The organism is Luteimonas rhizosphaericola (genome assembly GCF_029888045.1).
Lineage (GTDB): Bacteria > Pseudomonadota > Gammaproteobacteria > Xanthomonadales > Xanthomonadaceae > Luteimonas > Luteimonas rhizosphaericola.
In genome coordinates, this window is record NZ_JARXRN010000025.1 from 350504 (window position 1) to 367517 (window position 17014).

The following is a 17014-nucleotide window of genomic DNA, read 5'->3' on the forward strand; positions in this document are numbered from 1 at the left end:
CGCGCGCGCCGCCGGCCGTCGCGCCGCTCAGCAGGCAGCGGCCTCGCCCGCGACGATGCCGGCCACCTCGCGGTTGCCTTGCAGCAGCGCTTCGGCCGCGCACTCGTCCAGCGGGCGGCCAAGCAGGAAGCCCTGGCCGTCGTCGCAGGCCATGGCCTTGAGTTCGGCCAGCTGCGTGGCGTCCTCGATGCCGCCGCCGACCACGCTCATGTCCAGCCCGTGCGCGGTCGCGATCACCGCGGCCACGATGCCGCGCTGGTGCAGGTCGGCGAAGCGCGCCAGCTTGACCACGCTCACCGGGATGCGCGGCAGCCGCGAGAGCGAGGTCACCGAGGCGCCGAAGTCGTCCACCACCAGCTGCACGCCGATCTCGCCGAGGTCGGCCAGCGCCGCGAGCACACGCGGGTCGTCATGGATCAGTTCGCGTTCGCCGATCTCCAGCCGCAGGGCGGCCGGCGCCACGCCGTGGGCGTCGAGCGCGGCGCGCACGCGCGCGGCGAAGCCGCAGGCACGCAACTGGCTGCCGGAGATGTTCACCGCCATGCTGAGCGGCTGCGCGTCCGGGTGCGTGCCGTGGCGCGACGACCAGGTCGCGAGGCGGCCGCAGGCGGTGTCGAGCACCCAGTCGCCGATCCGCCCCATCAGCCCCATGCGCTCGGCCGCGGCCAGGAACTCGCCCGGCGCCAGCGTGCCGCGGACCGGATGGCGCCAGCGCAGCAGCGCCTCGAAGCCGATCACGCGCTGGTCCGACAGCGACAGCAGCGGCTGATAGACCAGTGCGAACTCGTCGCGCGACAGCGCGTGCTGGAGCTCGGCCTCCAGCTGCACCGCGCCGGTGGTGGCGGCGTCGGCCGCGGGGTCGAAGACGTGGAAGCCGTTGCGGCCCTGCTGCTTGATCCGGTACATGGCGCTGTCGGCGTTGCGCAGCAGGTCGCCGGCGCGCATCGACGCATCCGTGGTGACCGCGACGCCGATGCTCGCCGACAGCTGCACCTGCAGGCCCTCGCCGACGGTGAACGGCGCCGCCATCGCCTCGACCAGGATCGCCGCGATCGCGCGCACGTCCTCGTCGCGGGTCACGTGTTCGCACAGCACCACGAATTCGTCGCCGCCCAGCCGGGCGACGGTGTCCTCGCGCCGGGTCAGCGCCGACAGCCGCTGCGCCAGTTCCACCAGCACCTCGTCCCCGACGTCGTGGCCGTAGCCGTCGTTGACGGACTTGAAGTGGTCCAGGTCGATGAAGGTCAGCATCACCCGGCCGCGCACCCGCTCCAGCCGCAGCAGCGCCTGGTCCAGGCGGTCCATCAGCAGGTAGCGGTTGGCCAGCCCGGTGACCGGGTCGTGCAGCGCCTGGTGGGCGAGCGCGAGTTCGGCCTCCTTGCTCACCGTGACGTCGCGGGTCGACGTGAGCACGCCGACCACCGCGCCGGACTCGTCGGTCTCGGGCGAGAGCGTGGTGTGGAACCAGCCGCGCTTGCCGCCGGGCAGCGCCATGCAGAATTCGTGCTCGCCCTGGCGTCCGGTCTCCAGCACCTGGCGCAGCGCCGCCTCCCAGGAGTCGGCCGCCTCGTGCGCGGGCCCGACCTCACGGTCGGTGCGGCCCACCAGCTGCGCGAGCGAGCGGCCGCGCAGGCGCTCGCCGGCGGGATTGATGTAGCGGTAGGTGAGGTCGGGCGTGTACTGCGCGATCGCGTCGGCCGAGCCGTTGAGCACCGAACGCAGCTGCGCCTCCGCCCGCGCCAGCCGTGCGCTGGCCGCAGCGGACGCTTCGGCCAGGCGGACCATCTCCTGCTCGGCCAGCACCCGGCGGGTGATGTCGTGGGACACGCCGAAGGTGCCGATGATCGCGCCGTCGGCGTCGCGCAGCGGGAACTTGCTGGTCGAGACCCAGCGCGCCGGGCGGTCGTCGAAGTCCTCGCATTCCTCCTTGTCCAGGATCGGCCGGCCGGTGCGCAGGATCGCCTGCTCGTCGGCAAGCGCCTCGGCCGCGTGCACGCCGGCGAACAGGTCGGCATCGGTCATGCCGCACATGTGCGCCTGGATCAGCCCGTGCCGGTTCGCCAGGCCCAGGCTGACGCGCAGGAAGCGGCTGTCCAGGTCCTTGAAGTAGATCGCCTCGTCGGAGGCGTCCAGCAGGTTGCGGATCCAGATGCGGTCCGGCTGGGGCTCGCCCATGGACACGGCACGCTGCGGGGACGAGCGCTCGGGAAGGCAGGTCACGGTCGCGGCCGCCGGTCGACGCGCCGCGCGCGCGCCGCCGTCGCGCGGACGGGGACGCATGGGCATGGCGCGGTGCGGGTGCAGGGGACGGTCATGGGCGGCGACGCACGGTGGGTCGTCTCCGGTAACGGCTACCCGCGCGATGTCTTGAAACCGTCACGGGCCGCTGTGCCCGGCTGGATAGGGCGGGTCAACCGGCACGCGCTTGCATGGTGGTGTCCGGGTGGCGGCCGCTGTCGTCGCCCGGGGCGCCCGGAGTCCCGTGGGCGACCAGCCAGGACGCCGCGAACTCGGTCGCCGGCAGGGCCCGCCCGAACAGGTAGCCCTGCAGGTGCTGGCAGCCGGCATCGCGGAAGAAGTCCCGCTGCGCCGTCGTTTCCACGCCCTCGGCCACCACCTGCAGGCCGAACGCGTCGGCCATCGCCAGGATCGCGCTGGCGATCGCCTCTCCTTCGCCCGGCACGGCCTGGACGAATGCCATGTCGATCTTCAGCTTGTCGATCGGCAGCCGACGCAGGTAGGCCATCGAGGAGTAGCCGGTGCCGAAGTCGTCGATGGACAGCTGGAGGCCGCGCGCGCGCAGCCGAGCCAGTTGCGACACCGCCAGGTCCGTGTCCTCCATCAGCACGCTTTCGGTCACCTCCAGTTCCAGGCAGCGCGCCGGCACCGCGGTCGTGCGCAGGACGTGGTCGATGAACGCCGGCAATGCCTCGTCCCGGGTCTGGCGCACGGAGAGATTCACCGCCACCCGCACGTATCCGTGGCCTGCGGCGTGCCACGCCGCCATCTGGCGGCAGGCCTCGGCGACCACCCAGCGTCCCAGTTCGATGATCAGCCTGCCTTCCTCGGCGATGGGGATGAACATCGACGGCGGCACCGTGCCCAGGTCGGGGTGGGTCCAGCGCAGCAGCGCTTCCGCGCCCTGGAGGCGGCCGGTCCGCGCGCAGACCTGCGGCTGGTAGTGCAGCGCCAGCTGGCCGGCGGCGATCGCCAGGCCGAGGGCGTCGCGGATGCCGATCCGCGCCAGCTGCGCCTCCCGCAGTCGCGGTTCGAACGCGGTCGCGCGATTGCGGCCTTCGCGCTTGGCGCAGTACATCGCCATGTCGGCGTTGGCGGCGAGCGAGTCCAGCCGGTCGGCGTCGTCGGGCCAGAGGCTGGTCCCGGCGCTGGCGGTGATACTCAGGGTCACCCCGTCCACCACGAACGGCGCGGCGAACCGGGCCAGGATCGCTTCGGCGGTTCCGATCACCTGCGCGACGCGCGCGGGCTCCAGCACCACCACGGCGAACTCGTCGCCGCCCAGCCGGAACAGGTGCTCGCCCTCGCCCAGGGTCTCGACGAGGCGCGCGGCCACCTGCCGGAGCAGCTGGTCGCCGCCCTGGTGGCCGAGCTTGTCGTTGACGTCCTTGAAGCGATCCAGGTCGAGCTGGATCAGCGCCATGCGACCGCCGCGCGCGCGTCCATCCTCGAGCTGCGCGTTGAAGGCATTGCGGTTGTGCAGGCCGGTCACCGGGTCGAAGTGGGCCAGGTAGCGCAGCTGCGCCTCCGCCCCCTGCGCGCGCTCGCGCATGCGCCGCATCAGCGGATAGGCCAGGGCGTAGGCGACCAGCGCGGCGATGCAGAACGCCAGCAACAGGCCCCACACGCGCGCATGCGCGCGTGCCATGTCGATCTGCAGCTGCACGACGCCCACCTGGCGATCGTGCAGCCGAACCGGCGCGCTGACCCAGGTACAGCCGCGACGGCAGTCGGTCGTGGCGTCGGCAGGCGCGGCGCCGTCGGTCTGCGGATAGCGCGCGATCACCGCAGCGGTGTCGTCGAGGATTCGCGCCCGCCGCACCATCGGCACCGAGGCCAGCGGGGCCAGGGTGTCGGCGGCCCCGGCGGCATCGCGGAACATGACGGCCGCGGCGCTGCTGGACGCGACCACCCGCGCCTGGGCCTCGGCGTCGGCCAGGTATTCGGCGCGAATGCCCACCCACTGGATCAGCATCAGCACGCCGCCGGCAAGCAGCAGCACCAGCGCCGCGGCCAGCGTGTTCATCCGCACGCCCGGCAGCCCCGCCCTCAGCGCGGAGGCGCTCACAGCACGCGCCTGGCCAGCTTCAGCAGCTGGCTGCTGAGGGTGATGCCACGATCGCGCGCGCGCGCGGGATCGACATCGAACCGGATCCGGTTGCCTTCGCGGACCAGGGCGATCGCGCTGGCGCCGTCGGGCAGGGTGCAGGCATCGCAGATCACCAGGGTCCCGGCGGCGGCGACCACCGGCGTCTGCGCGCCGTGGACCAGCACATCGCATCCGGTCACCGGGCTCGCCCAGCGCACCTTCACCGGCCGGCCGGCCAGCTGCCGACCGGCGAGGCCTGCGATCGCCCCTTCGAGCTGCGCGTCCACCTGCAGGCAGATGGTGAGCGCCTCCGCCGCGGGCGCCTGCCAGTGCGAGAACGCGGCGATGTTGTAGACGAACGCGGCCTTGAGCGCGTGCTCGTCCACCTGGGCGCGGGCGGTCCCCGCCGCGCACAGCCCCAGTCCGAGCCCCGCGGCGAGCATCGCGCCGCTCAGGGTCCGGAGTCGATGGCCTAGAAGCGCCATGTCGCCTCGAGCAGTACCTGTCGCCCGCCGCGCGGGTACAGATCCTGGGTGAACTCCGGGCCGACGGGGTCGAATGCGCGCTCGTCGAGCAGATTGCGCACGCCCAGCGAAAGCGCGATCGGCAGTGCGGCAGGCCGCCAGTGCAGGTTGGCGTTGACCACGCCGTAGGCCGGCGCCGTGCCCGCACGGCTCGCGCGCGCGCCCATGCGCTGGGCGCTCACGGCGACGCCCCAGTCGGCGGCGACCGGCCAGTAGCCGGACACCCGGGCGATGCCGCGCGGGGCATCGAGCGGCCGGGCGGTTTCCGAATCGCTGACGTCGCTGTAAGCGTAGCTGGCGCGCAGCGACATGCCCGACGGGCGCTGGTAGGCGTATGCCAGTTCCGCGCCGCGCGAGGCGGCGCTGCCGGCATTGGTCAGCATCAGCGAGTCGTCCCCGACCGGGACCAGGGTGATCAGGTCGCGCAGCCGGTAGTGGTAGACGCTCAGTTCGGCGCGGCTGTGCGCCGACAGGCCGATGCCGTAGAACAGCTCGGCGGTGCGCACGTGCTCGGCCCCCAGCGCGGGATTCGCGAATTGCGAGCCATCCTCGTACTCGACCTGGTAATAGCGCTCGTACGCATTGGGCGAGCGGAACGACTGGCCGACGATCAGCTTGAACACGCGGTCGTCCCGGCGCGACATCACCAGCGCCATGCGCGGGCTGAGCCGCACGGTGCCGAGGTCGCTGCGGTCGGCGCGCAGGCCGCCGCTGAAGCTCCAGTGGTCGTCGAGCCTCACCTGGCTGTCCACGAACACGCCCCAGCTGGCCATGTCCTGGCGCGAGTCGAGGTACACGGCACCGGTGTCGAGGTCGAAGTTGCGCTGTTCGATCGAACGGTCCAGCTGCGCCTCGGCCCCGGCGACCAGTGTGTGGCGCGCGCCCAGGCGCGTGACGACCTGGCCCCCGATCGAGAAGGAGCGCCCCGACGCGATGTCGCGGTTGAGGTAGAGATCGCCCGCTTCGCCGTAGACGTAATCGCCGACGTACCGGAAGTCGTTGACCTCCAGGCGCGCGCTGGCCTCGCTGGCGTCGCCCAGACGCGCGCTGTAGTGCGCGCCGAAGCCGACCCAGCGGTCCTGCACCTGCCCGCCCGGCGCGCCGAAGGTCTGCAGGTAAGGCGCCACCGGGTCTTCCTTGCGGCGGTCGCCGGCGAACAGCTGCAGCGCCAGCGCGCCCTCAACGTGGCGCGCGAACAGCTGGCGCACGCGTTCGTCGTCGTTCCCCATGCTCCACCCGCGCGACGGGCCGTCGGCGAATTCGGGCACGAACAGGTCGCGACCGCGACGGTGGAACTGGCGCACTGACAGCAGGGTGGAGCCGTCGCCGCCGGACAGCGGTACCGTGACCTGCGCGCCGCTGCTCCCGGCATTGCCGGCGACCGCGCGCAGCTGGCCGTCGCCGAAACTCCGCGCGTCGCGGGTGAGGACGTTGATCACGCCGAAGAAGGCATTGGAGCCGTAGACCGCCGAGCCCGGGCCCGGCGCGTACTCGATCCGGTCCACCAGCGCCATGTCGACCGGGAACTCGACGCCCACCGGTCCCTGGCTGTAGACCGCGTCGTTGATCCGCTGGCCGTTGACCAGTACCAGGAAGCGGGTGTTGTAGTCGCCGGCGCGCAACAGGCCCCGGGTGCCGAGGTAGGTATAGAGGCCGGTGTCGCTCAGGAACAGCCCGGGCAGGCTGTCGAGCGCCTCTGCCAGCGTGCGCCAGCCATGGCGACGGATCTCGTCCGAGCCGATCACCTGGACGACCGAGGGCGCCTGCGCGACGCTCTGCTGGAAGCGCGACGCGGTCACGATCTCGACGTCGAGCAGTTGTTCGAGCGAGAGCGTCGCCAGGTCCGGGGCGTCCTGCGCGCCCACTGCCGGCGCCAGTCCGCTCAGCAGCCACAGGACGGCGAAGCGGCGCGCGGATGGCGGCCGGAAGCCGGGGCGATGGCCCTGCCGGGGGCGGGGCACGGGGATGGTCATGGGCGTCGGGGCGGGAAGAGGCGTCTCGCGCCCGTTATCGGCGGTCCGCCCCGTGTCTTGACCTGCGTCCGGCCGCGGACCGGCCGTCGGGAGCGCCCTCAGGCCAGGCCGCGCGCCTGCAGGATGCGCCAGGCCGCGGTGCGGGCGTCGAAGTCGAAGCGCACCAGGTTGGCCGGATACAGGTCGGCCATGAACAGCATGCGCCAGTGCCGCTGCAGCTGCCGCGGCAACGTGGGCCATCCGGCGCTGCGCGACGCGCGGGTTCCGTCGCCGCCCGCGAGCAGGGCGGCGATGTCCGTGGCGGCCGCGCGCGGCCGCGCGTCCGTCGCCGGGTCGGCGCGGGTGGCGGACAGCAGCGCGTCCATGAGGTGCGCATAGGCGCAGGCCGGCATGGACGTCGCCTCCAGCCGCATCGGCGCCAGCGATACCGAGGCTTCCTCCAGCCCCGGCTGCCCGGCCTGCCAGCAGCGGTACAGGCGCTGGATCGCGATCAGCCACTGCGCCGGCGCGGGCGCGAAGGCGCTTGCCGGCGCGATCACCGCCACGCAGGCGATGCGCTGGCCCGCCGCGGCCGCCAACTGCGCGGCCACGCCCTCGCCGGCGGTGCACACCAGCACCAGGTTGCAGCGCGTGGCGAGGTTCAGCCGCGCCAGGTGCGGCGCCAGTTCGTGCCAGGCGATGCGTTCGGTGGCGCCGTCGCGGCCGGGACCGCTCAGCCCGTCGGCGTCGCAGTCCGCCTCCAGGTGCAGGATCGGGCTGGCCTTGCCGTCGCGGGCGAACCAGGTGGCGGCCTTGATCGCGGAGACGACGTCGGTCCGGCCCTGGCAGCCGACCAGCCGCGACCAGCCCGGATGCCGCGGCTCGAGCCAGCGGTGCAGCGCGGTGCCCGGGCGGGGCCCGTGTTCGCTGCGCCATTCCACGACCCACACCCCGGTGGTGGCGACGTCGCGCAGCGGCGGCGGGCGCGGCAGGCCGTCGCGCAGCCGGCGTTCGTCGTCGGTCAGCGCGACGGGCGGCGGCGCGGGCACGGCTCAGCGCACCAGCAGGTCGATCAGCCGCGACAGCTTCGCGTACGGCGGCCTGAGCAGGTCGCTGGCCGCGCGCCGCGGCTGCCACAGCACCGGCAGCTGCTTGGACATCGCGTCGAATCCGGCGCGGCCGTGGTAGGCGCCCATCCCGCTGGCGCCGACGCCGCCGAACGGCAGCGCGTTGATGCCGAAGTGCAGCAGGGTGTCGTTGACGGTGACGCCGCCGGCCAGCGTGCCGCGCAGGATCGCCTCGACGCTGTCGCGGTCGTCGCTGAAGGGATACAGCGCCAGCGGCCGGTCGCGCGCATCCACTTCGGCGATCGCGGCCTGGAGGGTGGGCACGCGGCGGATCGGCAGGATCGGGCCGAACAGTTCCTCCTGCATCACGCTGGCCTCGTCGCCGGGGTCGAGCACGAGCGTGGGCGCGAACACGCGCCGCGCGCGGTCGTGCCAGGGCGCCAGCGTGCGCACCTCGAGGCCGCGCCCGCGGGCGTCGTCCAGATGCGCCTGCAGGCGCGCGAACTGGGCGTCGTTGACGATGCGGGTGTAGTCGTCGCCGGCATCGGCGCCGACGTAGCGCGCGGCGACCTCGGCTGCCAGCGCCGCCGCCAGCGCATCGCGGCGCGCGGCATCGCCCACCACCAGCACGTAATCCGGCGCGATGCAGGTCTGCCCGGCGTTGAACCACTTGCCGGTGGCCAGCCGCGCGGCCACGCGCGCCACGTCCGCATCCGCGCACACGATCGCCGGCGACTTGCCGCCCAGTTCCAGGGTGAGCGGCGTGAGGTTGGCCGCGGCCGCCGCCATCACCTTGCGCCCGACCGCGGTCGAGCCGGTGAACACCAGGTGGTCGAACGGCAGCGCGGCGAACGCCGCGCCCACCTCCGCGTCGCCGGTGGCCACCGCCACCCGGTCGGCCGGGAAGACCTCGGCCAGCAGCGCGCGCAGGAAGTCCGCGCTGCGCGGCGTGTGCTCGGAGGGCTTGAGGTAGACGTGGTTGCCGGCCGCGATCGCGGTCGCGAGCGGGATCAGCGCCAGGTTGACCGGATAGTTCCAGGGCGCGATCACGCCCACCACGCCCAGCGGCGCGTGTCGCAGCTCCGCGCGCGCGGGCCAGAAGCGCCAGCCGGTGGGCACGCGCCGCGGCCGCATCCATCGGCGCAGGTGCCGTCGCAGGTGGTCGAGTTCGGTCAGCACGGTCATGCCGTCGGCCAGCAGCGACTCGTGGCGCGAGCGGTGGCCGAAGTCGGCGGCGATCGCGTCGGCCATCTCCGGCAGGCGCCGCTTGAGCGCGTCGCGCAGGCGCTGCAGGTCGCCGCGGCGCTGGACCAGGTCCGGCGTCCGCGCCCGCCACGCGCCGCGCAGCCGCGCCAGCGTGGGCGCGAGATCGGCGGGCGGCGTGTCCGCGGCGGGCTGCATGGAATGCAGTGTAGACGGGGCCGCGGGGTCGCAGGCCCTACAATGCGCGCCATGACTCCGATGCCCACCCGTCTGCGTCCCTTCCGCGGCCGCCTGCCCGAACTGGGCCAGCGCGTCTACGTCGACCCCTCGGCCGAGGTGATCGGCGACGTGGTGCTGGGCGACGACGTCTCGATCTGGCCGATGACCGTCATCCGCGGCGACGTCAACTACATTCGCATCGGCGCGCGCAGCAACGTGCAGGACGGCGTGGTGATCCACGTCAGCCACGACGGTCCGCACCTGAAGGCCGGCGGCTTCGCCACCGTGATCGGCGAGGACGTCACCATCGGCCACAAGGCGATCATCCACGCCTGCCGGATCGAGGACGCCTGCCTGATCGGCATGGGCGCGGTGGTGATGGACGGCGCGGTGGTCAGGAAGCACGGCTTCGTCGGCGCCGGCGCGCTGGTCTCGCCGGGCAAGGTGGTGGGCGAGGGCGAGCTGTGGCTGGGCAATCCGGCACGCTTCGTGCGCCGCCTGGACGAGGCCCAGATCGCGGCGCTGTACTACAGCGCGCAGCACTACGTGCGGCTCAAGGACGACTACCTGGCCGACGCCGCCGGCGCCTGAACCGCGGCACGCGCGCTCGCGTACAGTAGCCGCGTGGCGGCGACGGCACGGCGACGGGGAGACGGGCACTTGGGAGACGGCACCACCGCAACGGACGCGGCGGACAGGCCTGCACGCGATGGCGCGGTGCTCGATACGCTGCGCGAGATCCACACCCCCGAAGGCATCGCGCTGCGACTGGCCGCGGCCGGCCCGGTGCCTCGCGCGTGCGCCTGGCTGATCGACCTCGCGATCCGCTTCGGCCTGCTGGTGGTGGCGTCGATGACGCTTGCCCTGCTGGGTCGGGCCGGCAGCGGCCTGTACCTGGGCTTCCTGTTCCTCGTGATCTGGGCCTATCCGGTGCTGTTCGAAGTGCTGTGGGACGGGCAGACGCCGGGCAAGCGCGCCCTGGGGCTGCGGGTGGTGGCGGGCGATGGCGCGCCCGTGGGCTGGCTGGCGTCGTTCACGCGCAACCTGATGCGCACCGTCGACATGCTGCCGGTCGGCTACGGCTTCGGGCTGGCCTCGACCCTGGTCGACCGCTGGGGCCGGCGCCTTGGCGACCTGGTGGCGCGCACGCTGGTGGTGCACGTGGCACGTCCACGTCCCGGCGTCGACCTGCCGGGCGGGCCGGTGGCGGCGCCCGCGGTCGCGCTGCTGCCCGCCGAACAGGCGGCGGTGGTGGCCTTCGCCGAGCGCGCCTGGACGCTCACCCCGCAGCGGCGCGAGGAACTGGCCGACATCGCCGCGCCGCTGACCGGCGCGCCCGGCGAGGCGGGCATGCAGCGGCTGTTCGGCATCGCGCGCTGGCTGCTGGGGCGGTCGACGTGAGGCAGGAGGCGTTCGCCGCCCGCCACGGCCCGGAATGGCGCGAGTTCGAGACCTGGCTCGAGCGCCGCGGCGGCCGCGCCGCACGCCGCCGGCCCGCGGGCGACTCCGCGGCACTGGCCGACGAACACGTGCCGGTGCGCTACCGGCGCCTGTGCCAGCAGCTCGCGCTGGCGCGTCGGCGCGGCTACAGCCCGCAGCTGGTCGAGCACCTGCAGGCGCTGGTGCAGCGCGGCCACGACGTGCTCTACCGCGCGCCGCCGGCGCCGTGGCGACGCGGCCTGCGGTTCCTGGCGGTCGGCTTCCCGCGCCTGGTGCGCGCGCAGCGCGGCTGCCTGTGGCTGTCGGCGGCGCTGTTCGTGCTGCCAACGCTGGCGATGTTCGCCGCGGTGCTGGCCGCGCCGCAGCTGGCGCACAGCGTGTTCGCGCCGCACGAGCTGGCGCGGTTCGAGGCGATGTACGACCCGTCCGATCCGCGCCACGCGCTGGGCCGCGAGAGCGGCAGCGACCTGGCGATGTTCGGCTACTACATCCTCAACAACGTCAGCATCGGCTTCCGCACCTTCGCCTCCGGGCTGCTGGCGGGCGTGGGCACCGCGTTCGTGCTGGTGTTCAACGGCGTGGTGTTCGGCGTGGTCGCCGGGCACCTGCAGGCGGTGGGCCACGGCGATCCGTTCTGGCGCTTCGTCGCCGGGCATTCGGCGCCGGAACTGGTGGCGATCGTGATCGCCGGCGCGGCGGGCCTGCGCCTGGGGCTGGCGCTGCTGGTGCCCGGGCGCCTGCGCCGCGTGGATGCGTTGGTGCAGGCCGGCCGCGTGGGCGCGCAGCTGTGCCTGGGGATCCTGGCGATGCTGGTGTTCGCCGCGTTCGTCGAGGCGTTCTGGTCGTCCACCGGGTCGCTGCCGGCGGCGGTGAAGTTCGGCGTCGGCGGCGGGCTGTGGGCGCTGGTGCTGGGCTGGCTGGCGCTGGCCGGGCGCGGCGACGGCGAGGCGTCGACCGCGACCGTCGGGCGCGCGGCGCGCCGACGCCGGCGTGGAGCGTCGACGCATGCGGATTGACCAGGCCCGGGTGGAACTGCGCCCGCGCTCGGCGTGGGAGGCGATGGAGCTGGGCACCGCGCTGGTGCGCCGGCACGCGCGCGCGGTCTGGCGTCCCTGGGCGATCGCGACGCTGCCCGTGTTCGCACTGCTCAACGCCGCGGCGTGGGCGATCGACGCACTGTGGCTGGCGGCGCTGGCGATGTGGTGGCTGCTGCCGCTGTTCGACCGGATCGTGCTGCTGGTGCTCTCGCGCGCGGTGTTCGGCGATGCGCCCGCGGCGCGCGAGGTGCTGGCGGCGCAGTGGCGCCTGGGCTGGCGCGGCACCGGCGCGCGCCTGGCCTGGGCGCGTCCGAGCCCGTGGCGCTGCATCGCGATGCCGGTCGAACTGCTCGAAGGCCTGGACGGCGCGGCGCTGCGCCAGCGGCGCAGCGTCATGGCCGACGGCCTGCAGGGGCATGCGTTCCTGCTCGCACTGACGGGCCAGCTGTTCGTGCTCGCGCTGCTGGTGTCGCTGCTGGCGCTGGTGCTGATGTTCGTGCCGTCCGAACTGCTGTCCGAATCGGCGCGCGCGATATGGTCCCTGGTCACCGAGGCACCGCCGCGTTGGGCCCAGCTCGCGTTCAACCTGGCGCTGTGGCTGGCGCTGTCGGCGATCGAGCCGTTTGTTGTCGGCGCCGGCTTCGGCCTGTACCTCAGCCGCCGGGTGCGGATCGAGGCCTGGGACATCGAACTGGCGCTGCGGCGCATGCGCGCGCGCCTGGCGGCGCCCGCCGGCGCCACGTCCGCGGCAGCTGTCGCTGCCTGCGCGCTGGCAGCGGCGCTGATGCTGCCCGCCACGCCGGCCCATGCGCAGGCGGGCCCGGCGCAGCGGATCGAGGCCGAGCGCGAACGTCGCGCCCACCTGCCGCCGCGGCCGGATGCCGATGCCGCCACCCCGGACACCGAGACCGACACGCTCGCACGCGTGTTCGGCGAACCCGCCCGGGTGGATTCGCGCGCCTTCCGGCAGGCGGTTCGCCGCGCGCACGAGGATCCGCTGCTCGACCGCAGCCGCGTCGTGCGCAGCTGGGAGCCGCGCAACCCCGCCAAGCCGCGCCCACCCGCCGACGTGCCGGCATGGCTGCTGGCGGCGGGCCGCGTGATCGCGATGATCGCCGAGTGGGGACTGTGGCTGCTGCTGGGCGTCGCGGTGCTGGTGGCCGCGCTCACCGCGCGTCGCTGGTGGCCGTGGATGCGCGGGCTGGCCGCGCCGCGCATGCCGGAAACGCCGGTCGAACGCGCGGCAGTGGTCGAACCCGACAGCCTGCCCGACGATCTGGCCGCGCACGTGCGCCGGCTGTGGCGCGAGGGCCGTCCGCGGCGCGCGCTGGCGCTGCTGTACCGCGGCGCCGTGGAGGCGATGGTCGTGCGCGCGGGCGTGCACCTGGTGCCCGGCGCGACCGAGGCCGAATGCCTGCGCGCCGCGCGCCGGCTGCCCGACGCCGGCGACCGCGACGCGTTCGCGCGCGCGGTGCGGGTGTGGCAGCACGCCGCCTACGCGCGGCGCCTGCCGGACGAGGCGGGGTTCGAAGCGCTGCTCGACGAACTGTCGCTGCGCTTCGGATGGGCGCGATGAACGGCTGGGCCCCGCGTGTCGCGCTGGTCGCACTGGGGCTGCTGTGCGCGGGCGCGTTCGCGGCGTGGTGGCTGCACAGCTACGAACGTGTCGAGCACCGCCTGCCGCTCCCGCCCGCGGGCGAAGCGGCCTACAACCCGCTGTACGCCCTGCGGCTGGCACTGCGCGCCGACGGGGTCGAGGCCACCTCGCGCCAGCGCCTGGACCTGGACGCGCATCCGCCCGGCCCGCGCGACACGGTGCTGCTGCTGGGCGATCCGGGCACGCTCGCGCCGCGCGAGGTCGAGGCGCTGCTGGCGTGGGTCGACGGCGGTGGCCACCTGCTGGTGTCCACCCCGCGCGGGCGGCGCATGGCAGCCGCGCCGGCGTCGGGACTGCTGACGCGGCTGGGCATCGAACTGCGCGCGGCCGGCGGCTGCGAGCGCATGCACCTGCCCGGCCAGGAGCAGCACGTGGAGTTCTGCGGCGGCACCCGCTTCATCCCGCGCGGCGTGGACCCGGAACTGGCCTGGGGCGATTTCGCCGCCGGCTTCGTGTTCGCGCGCCTGCGGCGCGGCGAAGGCGCGGTCGACGTGCTGGCCGCGCACGATTTCGTGGTGAACGGCGCGCTCGACGAAGCGCCGCACGCCGCGCTCACTCGCCAGCTGCTCGACCGCAACTACGGCCGGGGCACGATCCACCTGGTGTACGCGGCGAGCATGCCGGGGCTGTGGCGGCTGCTGCTCGAGCGCGCGTGGATGGCGTGGGCGCCGCTGCTGTTGGCGCTGGCCGCGTGGCTGTGGATGCGGCTGCAGCGCATCGGCCCGGTGCTGCCGTCGCCGCCGGAGCAGCGCCGCTCGCTGCTCGAGCACGTGCAGGCCAGCGGCGAGCACCTGCGCCGCTACGGCCGCGCCGCGCTGCTGCACGCGGCGGTGCGCGAGGCCTTCCTCGACCGCCTGCGCCGGCGCGACCCGCTGGCCGCCGCGCTCGACGGTCCCGCGCGCGTCGCGGCGATCGCCGCGCGCACCGGGCTGGCCGCGGCCGACATCGAACACGCCCTGCGCGAGCCGCGGCCGCGCGACGGCAACGACTTCCGCCAGCGCGTGGCCCGGCTCATCGACATGAGAAGACGACTATGACCGACGCTCCTTCCCTTCCGCCCGCCCTCACCGGCGACGCCCTGGCCGAACGCGTGGCGCGCGTGCGCGCCGAAGTCTCGCGCGCCTTCATCGGCCAGGACGAGGTGCTCGACCAGGTGCTGGTGGCGCTGCTCGCCGGCGGCCACGTGCTGCTGGAGGGCGTGCCCGGCCTGGGCAAGACCCTGCTGGTGCGCGCGCTGGCGCAGGCGCTGGGCTGCGGCCACGCGCGGGTGCAGTTCACGCCCGACCTGATGCCCAGCGACGTCAGCGGCCACGCGGTGTGGGACGCGCGCAGCGAGACCTTCAGCGTGCGCCGCGGCCCGATCTTCACCAACCTGCTGCTGGCCGACGAGATCAACCGCGCGCCGGCGAAGACGCAGTCCGCGCTGCTCGAAGCGATGCAGGAGCTGCAGGTGACGATCGAAGGCCAGGGCTTCGCGCTGCCGCCGCCGTTCATGACCCTGGCCACCCAGAACCCGGTCGAGCAGGAAGGCACCTACCCGCTGCCCGAGGCGCAACTCGACCGCTTCCTGCTCAAGGTGGTGATCGGCTACCCCGACCATGCGGACGAGGTGGCGATGGTGAGCGCGATCAGCGAGGGGCGCGTGGCCGCCGCGTTCGACCTGTCGCAGGTGGCGCAGGTGCTGGACGCCGACGGCATCGTCGCCCTGCAGCGCGGCACCGCGGCGACCACGCTCGATGCGGCGGTGGTCGACTACGCGGTGCGGATCGCCGCCGCCACCCGCACCTGGCCGGGCGTCGCGCTGGGCGCGGGCCCGCGCGGCAGCCTGGCGCTGGTGCGCGCCGCGCGCGCGCAGGCGGTGCTGGCGGGGCGCGATTTCGTCACCCCCGACGACGTGCGCGACGTCGCGATCCCGGCGCTGCGCCACCGCATCGCGCTGGCGCCGGAGCTGCAGATCGAGGGCCAGGACGCGGACCAGGTGCTGGCCGCGCTGCTGGCCCGGGTGGACGCACCGCGCCGGTGAGCGTCGCGGCCGCCAGCACGACGCCCGTGCGCCGCCGCTTCCTGCCCAGGCCCGCGTCGGCGCTGGTGTGGGCGGCGGTGGGCTGGGGCGCCGCGGGCGCGACCGCCAGCCTGGGCTGGATCCCGGCGCAGGCGTGGGCCGTGGCCGGCGCCGCGCTGGCGCTGCTGGCCGCGGGCGATCTCGCCTGGCTGTGGCGCACCGCGGTGCCGGACGTGGCGCGGCGGGTGCCGGAGGCGCTGGCGCTCGGGGTCGAGCGCGAGGTGGCGCTGGAGCTCGAACCGGGCGCGCGCGCCGTGCGCGTGGACGTGCACGACCTGCATCCCGGCGGGTGGGCGGTCTCGGGCCTGCCGCGTCGCGTCGCGCTGGCGCCCGGCACGGTGTCGACCGTGCGCTACCTGGCGCGGCCGGACGTGCGCGGCACATTTGCCTTCGACGGCGTGCACCTGGTGCTGCATTCGCCGCTGCGGTTGTGGCGGCGCCTGTGCCTGGCCGGCGCGGCGCAGCGCGTGCGCGTGTTCCCCGACTTCGCGCCGCTGTCGAAGTTCGCCCTGGTCAGCGCCGAACGCGCCTCGCGCATGATCGGCGCGCACCTGCGCCGGCGGCGCGGCGAGGGCACCGATTTCCACCAGATGCGCGAGTACCGGGTCGGCGACAGCCTGCGCCAGATCGACTGGAAGGCGACCTCGCGCGCGCGCAAGCTCATTTCACGCGAATACCAGGACGAGCAGAACCAGCAGCTGGTGGTGGTGCTCGACACCGGCCGGCGGATGCTGGCGCGCGAACCGGCGGGCGATGGCGGGAGCGACGGCCTGTCGCATTTCGACCACGCGCTCGACGCCAGCCTGCTGGTCGCCTGGCTGGCGTTGCGCCGCGGCGACGCGGTCGGGCTGTACGCGACCGGCGGCGAGCGCCGCTGGGTGCCGCCGCGGCGCGGCATGGCCACGATCGACACCCTGCTGCGCGCCAGCTACGACCTGCAGCCGGCGCCGGTGGCCACCGACTATCTCGCCGCCGCCACCGAACTGTCGCTGCGCCAGCGCCGCCGCGGCCTGCTGATGCTGGTGACCAACCTGCGCGACGAGGACCTCGACGACCTGCTCGCCGCGGTGCGCCTGCTGCAGAAGCGGCACCTGGTGGTGGTCGCCTCGCTGCGCGAGCGCGAGCTCGACGCGGTGCTGGAGCAGGACGTGCCCGACCTCGCCGCCGCGGTGCGCGCCGGCGCCACCGCGCGCTACCTCGCCCAGCGCGCCGCCGCACACGACGCGCTGCGCCGCCACCGCGTCGCGGTGCTGGACGTCACCGCCGCGCAGCTCCCCGGCGCCCTGGTCGAGCGTTACCTCGCGATCAAGCGCGAAGGCCTGCTGTAGCCGACCGTTGCCGGCGACAGGCTGCCAGCCCCGGGCGTCTTGCAGCGTGCGTTGGCTTCTTCGATACAAAACGATCACGCGGCTCCCGGGTGCGCTGCGCTTACCCGGGCTACGGCGCTCACGCCCGGGCAAGCCATCCGCGGATTCGCCAGCGCAGTCGCGAAGCCCCGCGTAGCCCGGATAAGGCCGCAGGCCGCA

Annotated in this window: 13 protein-coding genes; 7 read left to right on the top strand and 6 right to left on the bottom strand. The window is 74.3% G+C overall.

Annotation, left to right across the window (positions count from 1 at the left end):
• Window positions 1–27: 27 nt before the first annotated feature.
• The 6 genes from QFW80_RS10890 to QFW80_RS10915 form a co-directional block, all read right to left on the bottom strand.
• A complete protein-coding gene (locus QFW80_RS10890; protein ID WP_280601962.1) occupies window positions 28–2175 on the bottom strand; it encodes a putative bifunctional diguanylate cyclase/phosphodiesterase in 2148 nt (715 codons plus the stop codon).
• Between the two features lie 235 nt (window positions 2176–2410).
• The gene (locus QFW80_RS10895; RefSeq protein ID WP_280601964.1) at window positions 2411–4306 is read right to left on the bottom strand and encodes a putative bifunctional diguanylate cyclase/phosphodiesterase; all 1896 of its coding nucleotides are present in this window, start codon (window positions 4304–4306) and stop codon (window positions 2411–2413) included.
• Complete coding sequence (locus QFW80_RS10900) at window positions 4303–4770, bottom strand: YfiR family protein (RefSeq protein ID WP_280601966.1); 468 nt, start codon at window positions 4768–4770, stop codon at window positions 4303–4305. The genes QFW80_RS10895 and QFW80_RS10900 overlap by 4 nt, the downstream gene beginning before the upstream one ends.
• 29 nt (window positions 4771–4799) lie before the next feature.
• On the bottom strand, window positions 4800–6812 hold the full coding sequence (locus QFW80_RS10905) for a TonB-dependent receptor plug domain-containing protein (protein WP_280601968.1): 2013 nt from the start codon (window positions 6810–6812) through the stop codon (window positions 4800–4802).
• A 110-nt stretch (window positions 6813–6922) separates the two neighbouring features.
• The gene (locus QFW80_RS10910) at window positions 6923–7852 is read right to left on the bottom strand and encodes a hypothetical protein (protein WP_280601969.1); all 930 of its coding nucleotides are present in this window, start codon (window positions 7850–7852) and stop codon (window positions 6923–6925) included.
• Window positions 7853–7855: 3 nt separating this feature from the next.
• On the bottom strand, window positions 7856–9271 hold the full coding sequence (locus QFW80_RS10915; RefSeq protein WP_425603553.1) for an aldehyde dehydrogenase family protein: 1416 nt from the start codon (window positions 9269–9271) through the stop codon (window positions 7856–7858).
• Window positions 9272–9313: 42 nt separating this feature from the next.
• Between QFW80_RS10915 and QFW80_RS10920 the strand changes: the two genes are divergently transcribed.
• From QFW80_RS10920 to QFW80_RS10950, 7 genes are all read left to right on the top strand, one after another.
• The gene (locus QFW80_RS10920) at window positions 9314–9883 is read left to right on the top strand and encodes a gamma carbonic anhydrase family protein (RefSeq protein ID WP_425603554.1); all 570 of its coding nucleotides are present in this window, start codon (window positions 9314–9316) and stop codon (window positions 9881–9883) included.
• A gap of 126 nt (window positions 9884–10009) precedes the next feature.
• Complete coding sequence (locus QFW80_RS10925; protein ID WP_280601971.1) at window positions 10010–10693, top strand: RDD family protein; 684 nt, start codon at window positions 10010–10012, stop codon at window positions 10691–10693.
• On the top strand, window positions 10690–11748 hold the full coding sequence (locus QFW80_RS10930; RefSeq protein WP_280601972.1) for a stage II sporulation protein M: 1059 nt from the start codon (window positions 10690–10692) through the stop codon (window positions 11746–11748). The genes QFW80_RS10925 and QFW80_RS10930 overlap by 4 nt, the downstream gene beginning before the upstream one ends.
• Window positions 11738–13345, top strand: a complete 1608-nt coding sequence (locus QFW80_RS10935) for a DUF4129 domain-containing protein (protein ID WP_280601973.1) — start codon at window positions 11738–11740, stop codon at window positions 13343–13345. The genes QFW80_RS10930 and QFW80_RS10935 overlap by 11 nt, the downstream gene beginning before the upstream one ends.
• A complete protein-coding gene (locus QFW80_RS10940) occupies window positions 13342–14463 on the top strand; it encodes a DUF4350 domain-containing protein (RefSeq protein WP_280601975.1) in 1122 nt (373 codons plus the stop codon). The genes QFW80_RS10935 and QFW80_RS10940 overlap by 4 nt, the downstream gene beginning before the upstream one ends.
• Window positions 14460–15449: an AAA family ATPase gene (locus QFW80_RS10945; protein WP_280601976.1), complete on the top strand. Its 990-nt coding sequence runs from the start codon at window positions 14460–14462 to the stop codon at window positions 15447–15449. Before QFW80_RS10940 ends, QFW80_RS10945 begins: the two co-directional genes overlap by 4 nt.
• Complete coding sequence (locus QFW80_RS10950) at window positions 15446–16816, top strand: DUF58 domain-containing protein (protein WP_425603555.1); 1371 nt, start codon at window positions 15446–15448, stop codon at window positions 16814–16816. The genes QFW80_RS10945 and QFW80_RS10950 overlap by 4 nt, the downstream gene beginning before the upstream one ends.
• Window positions 16817–17014: the final 198 nt, after the last annotated feature.

Excerpts from the sequence above, each read along its gene's own strand:
- QFW80_RS10890 (WP_280601962.1), bottom strand. The coding sequence starts at position 2,175 with ATGGGCGAGCCCCAGCCGGACCGCATCTGGATCCGCAACCTGCTGGAC.
- QFW80_RS10900 (WP_280601966.1), bottom strand. The coding sequence starts at position 4,770 with ATGCTCGCCGCGGGGCTCGGACTGGGGCTGTGCGCGGCGGGGACCGCC.
- QFW80_RS10915 (WP_425603553.1), bottom strand. The coding sequence starts at position 9,271 with ATGCAGCCCGCCGCGGACACGCCGCCCGCCGATCTCGCGCCCACGCTG.
- QFW80_RS10920 (WP_425603554.1), top strand. The coding sequence starts at position 9,314 with ATGCGCGCCATGACTCCGATGCCCACCCGTCTGCGTCCCTTCCGCGGC.
- QFW80_RS10935 (WP_280601973.1), top strand. The coding sequence starts at position 11,738 with ATGCGGATTGACCAGGCCCGGGTGGAACTGCGCCCGCGCTCGGCGTGG.
- QFW80_RS10940 (WP_280601975.1), top strand. The coding sequence starts at position 13,342 with ATGAACGGCTGGGCCCCGCGTGTCGCGCTGGTCGCACTGGGGCTGCTG.
- QFW80_RS10945 (WP_280601976.1), top strand. The coding sequence starts at position 14,460 with ATGACCGACGCTCCTTCCCTTCCGCCCGCCCTCACCGGCGACGCCCTG.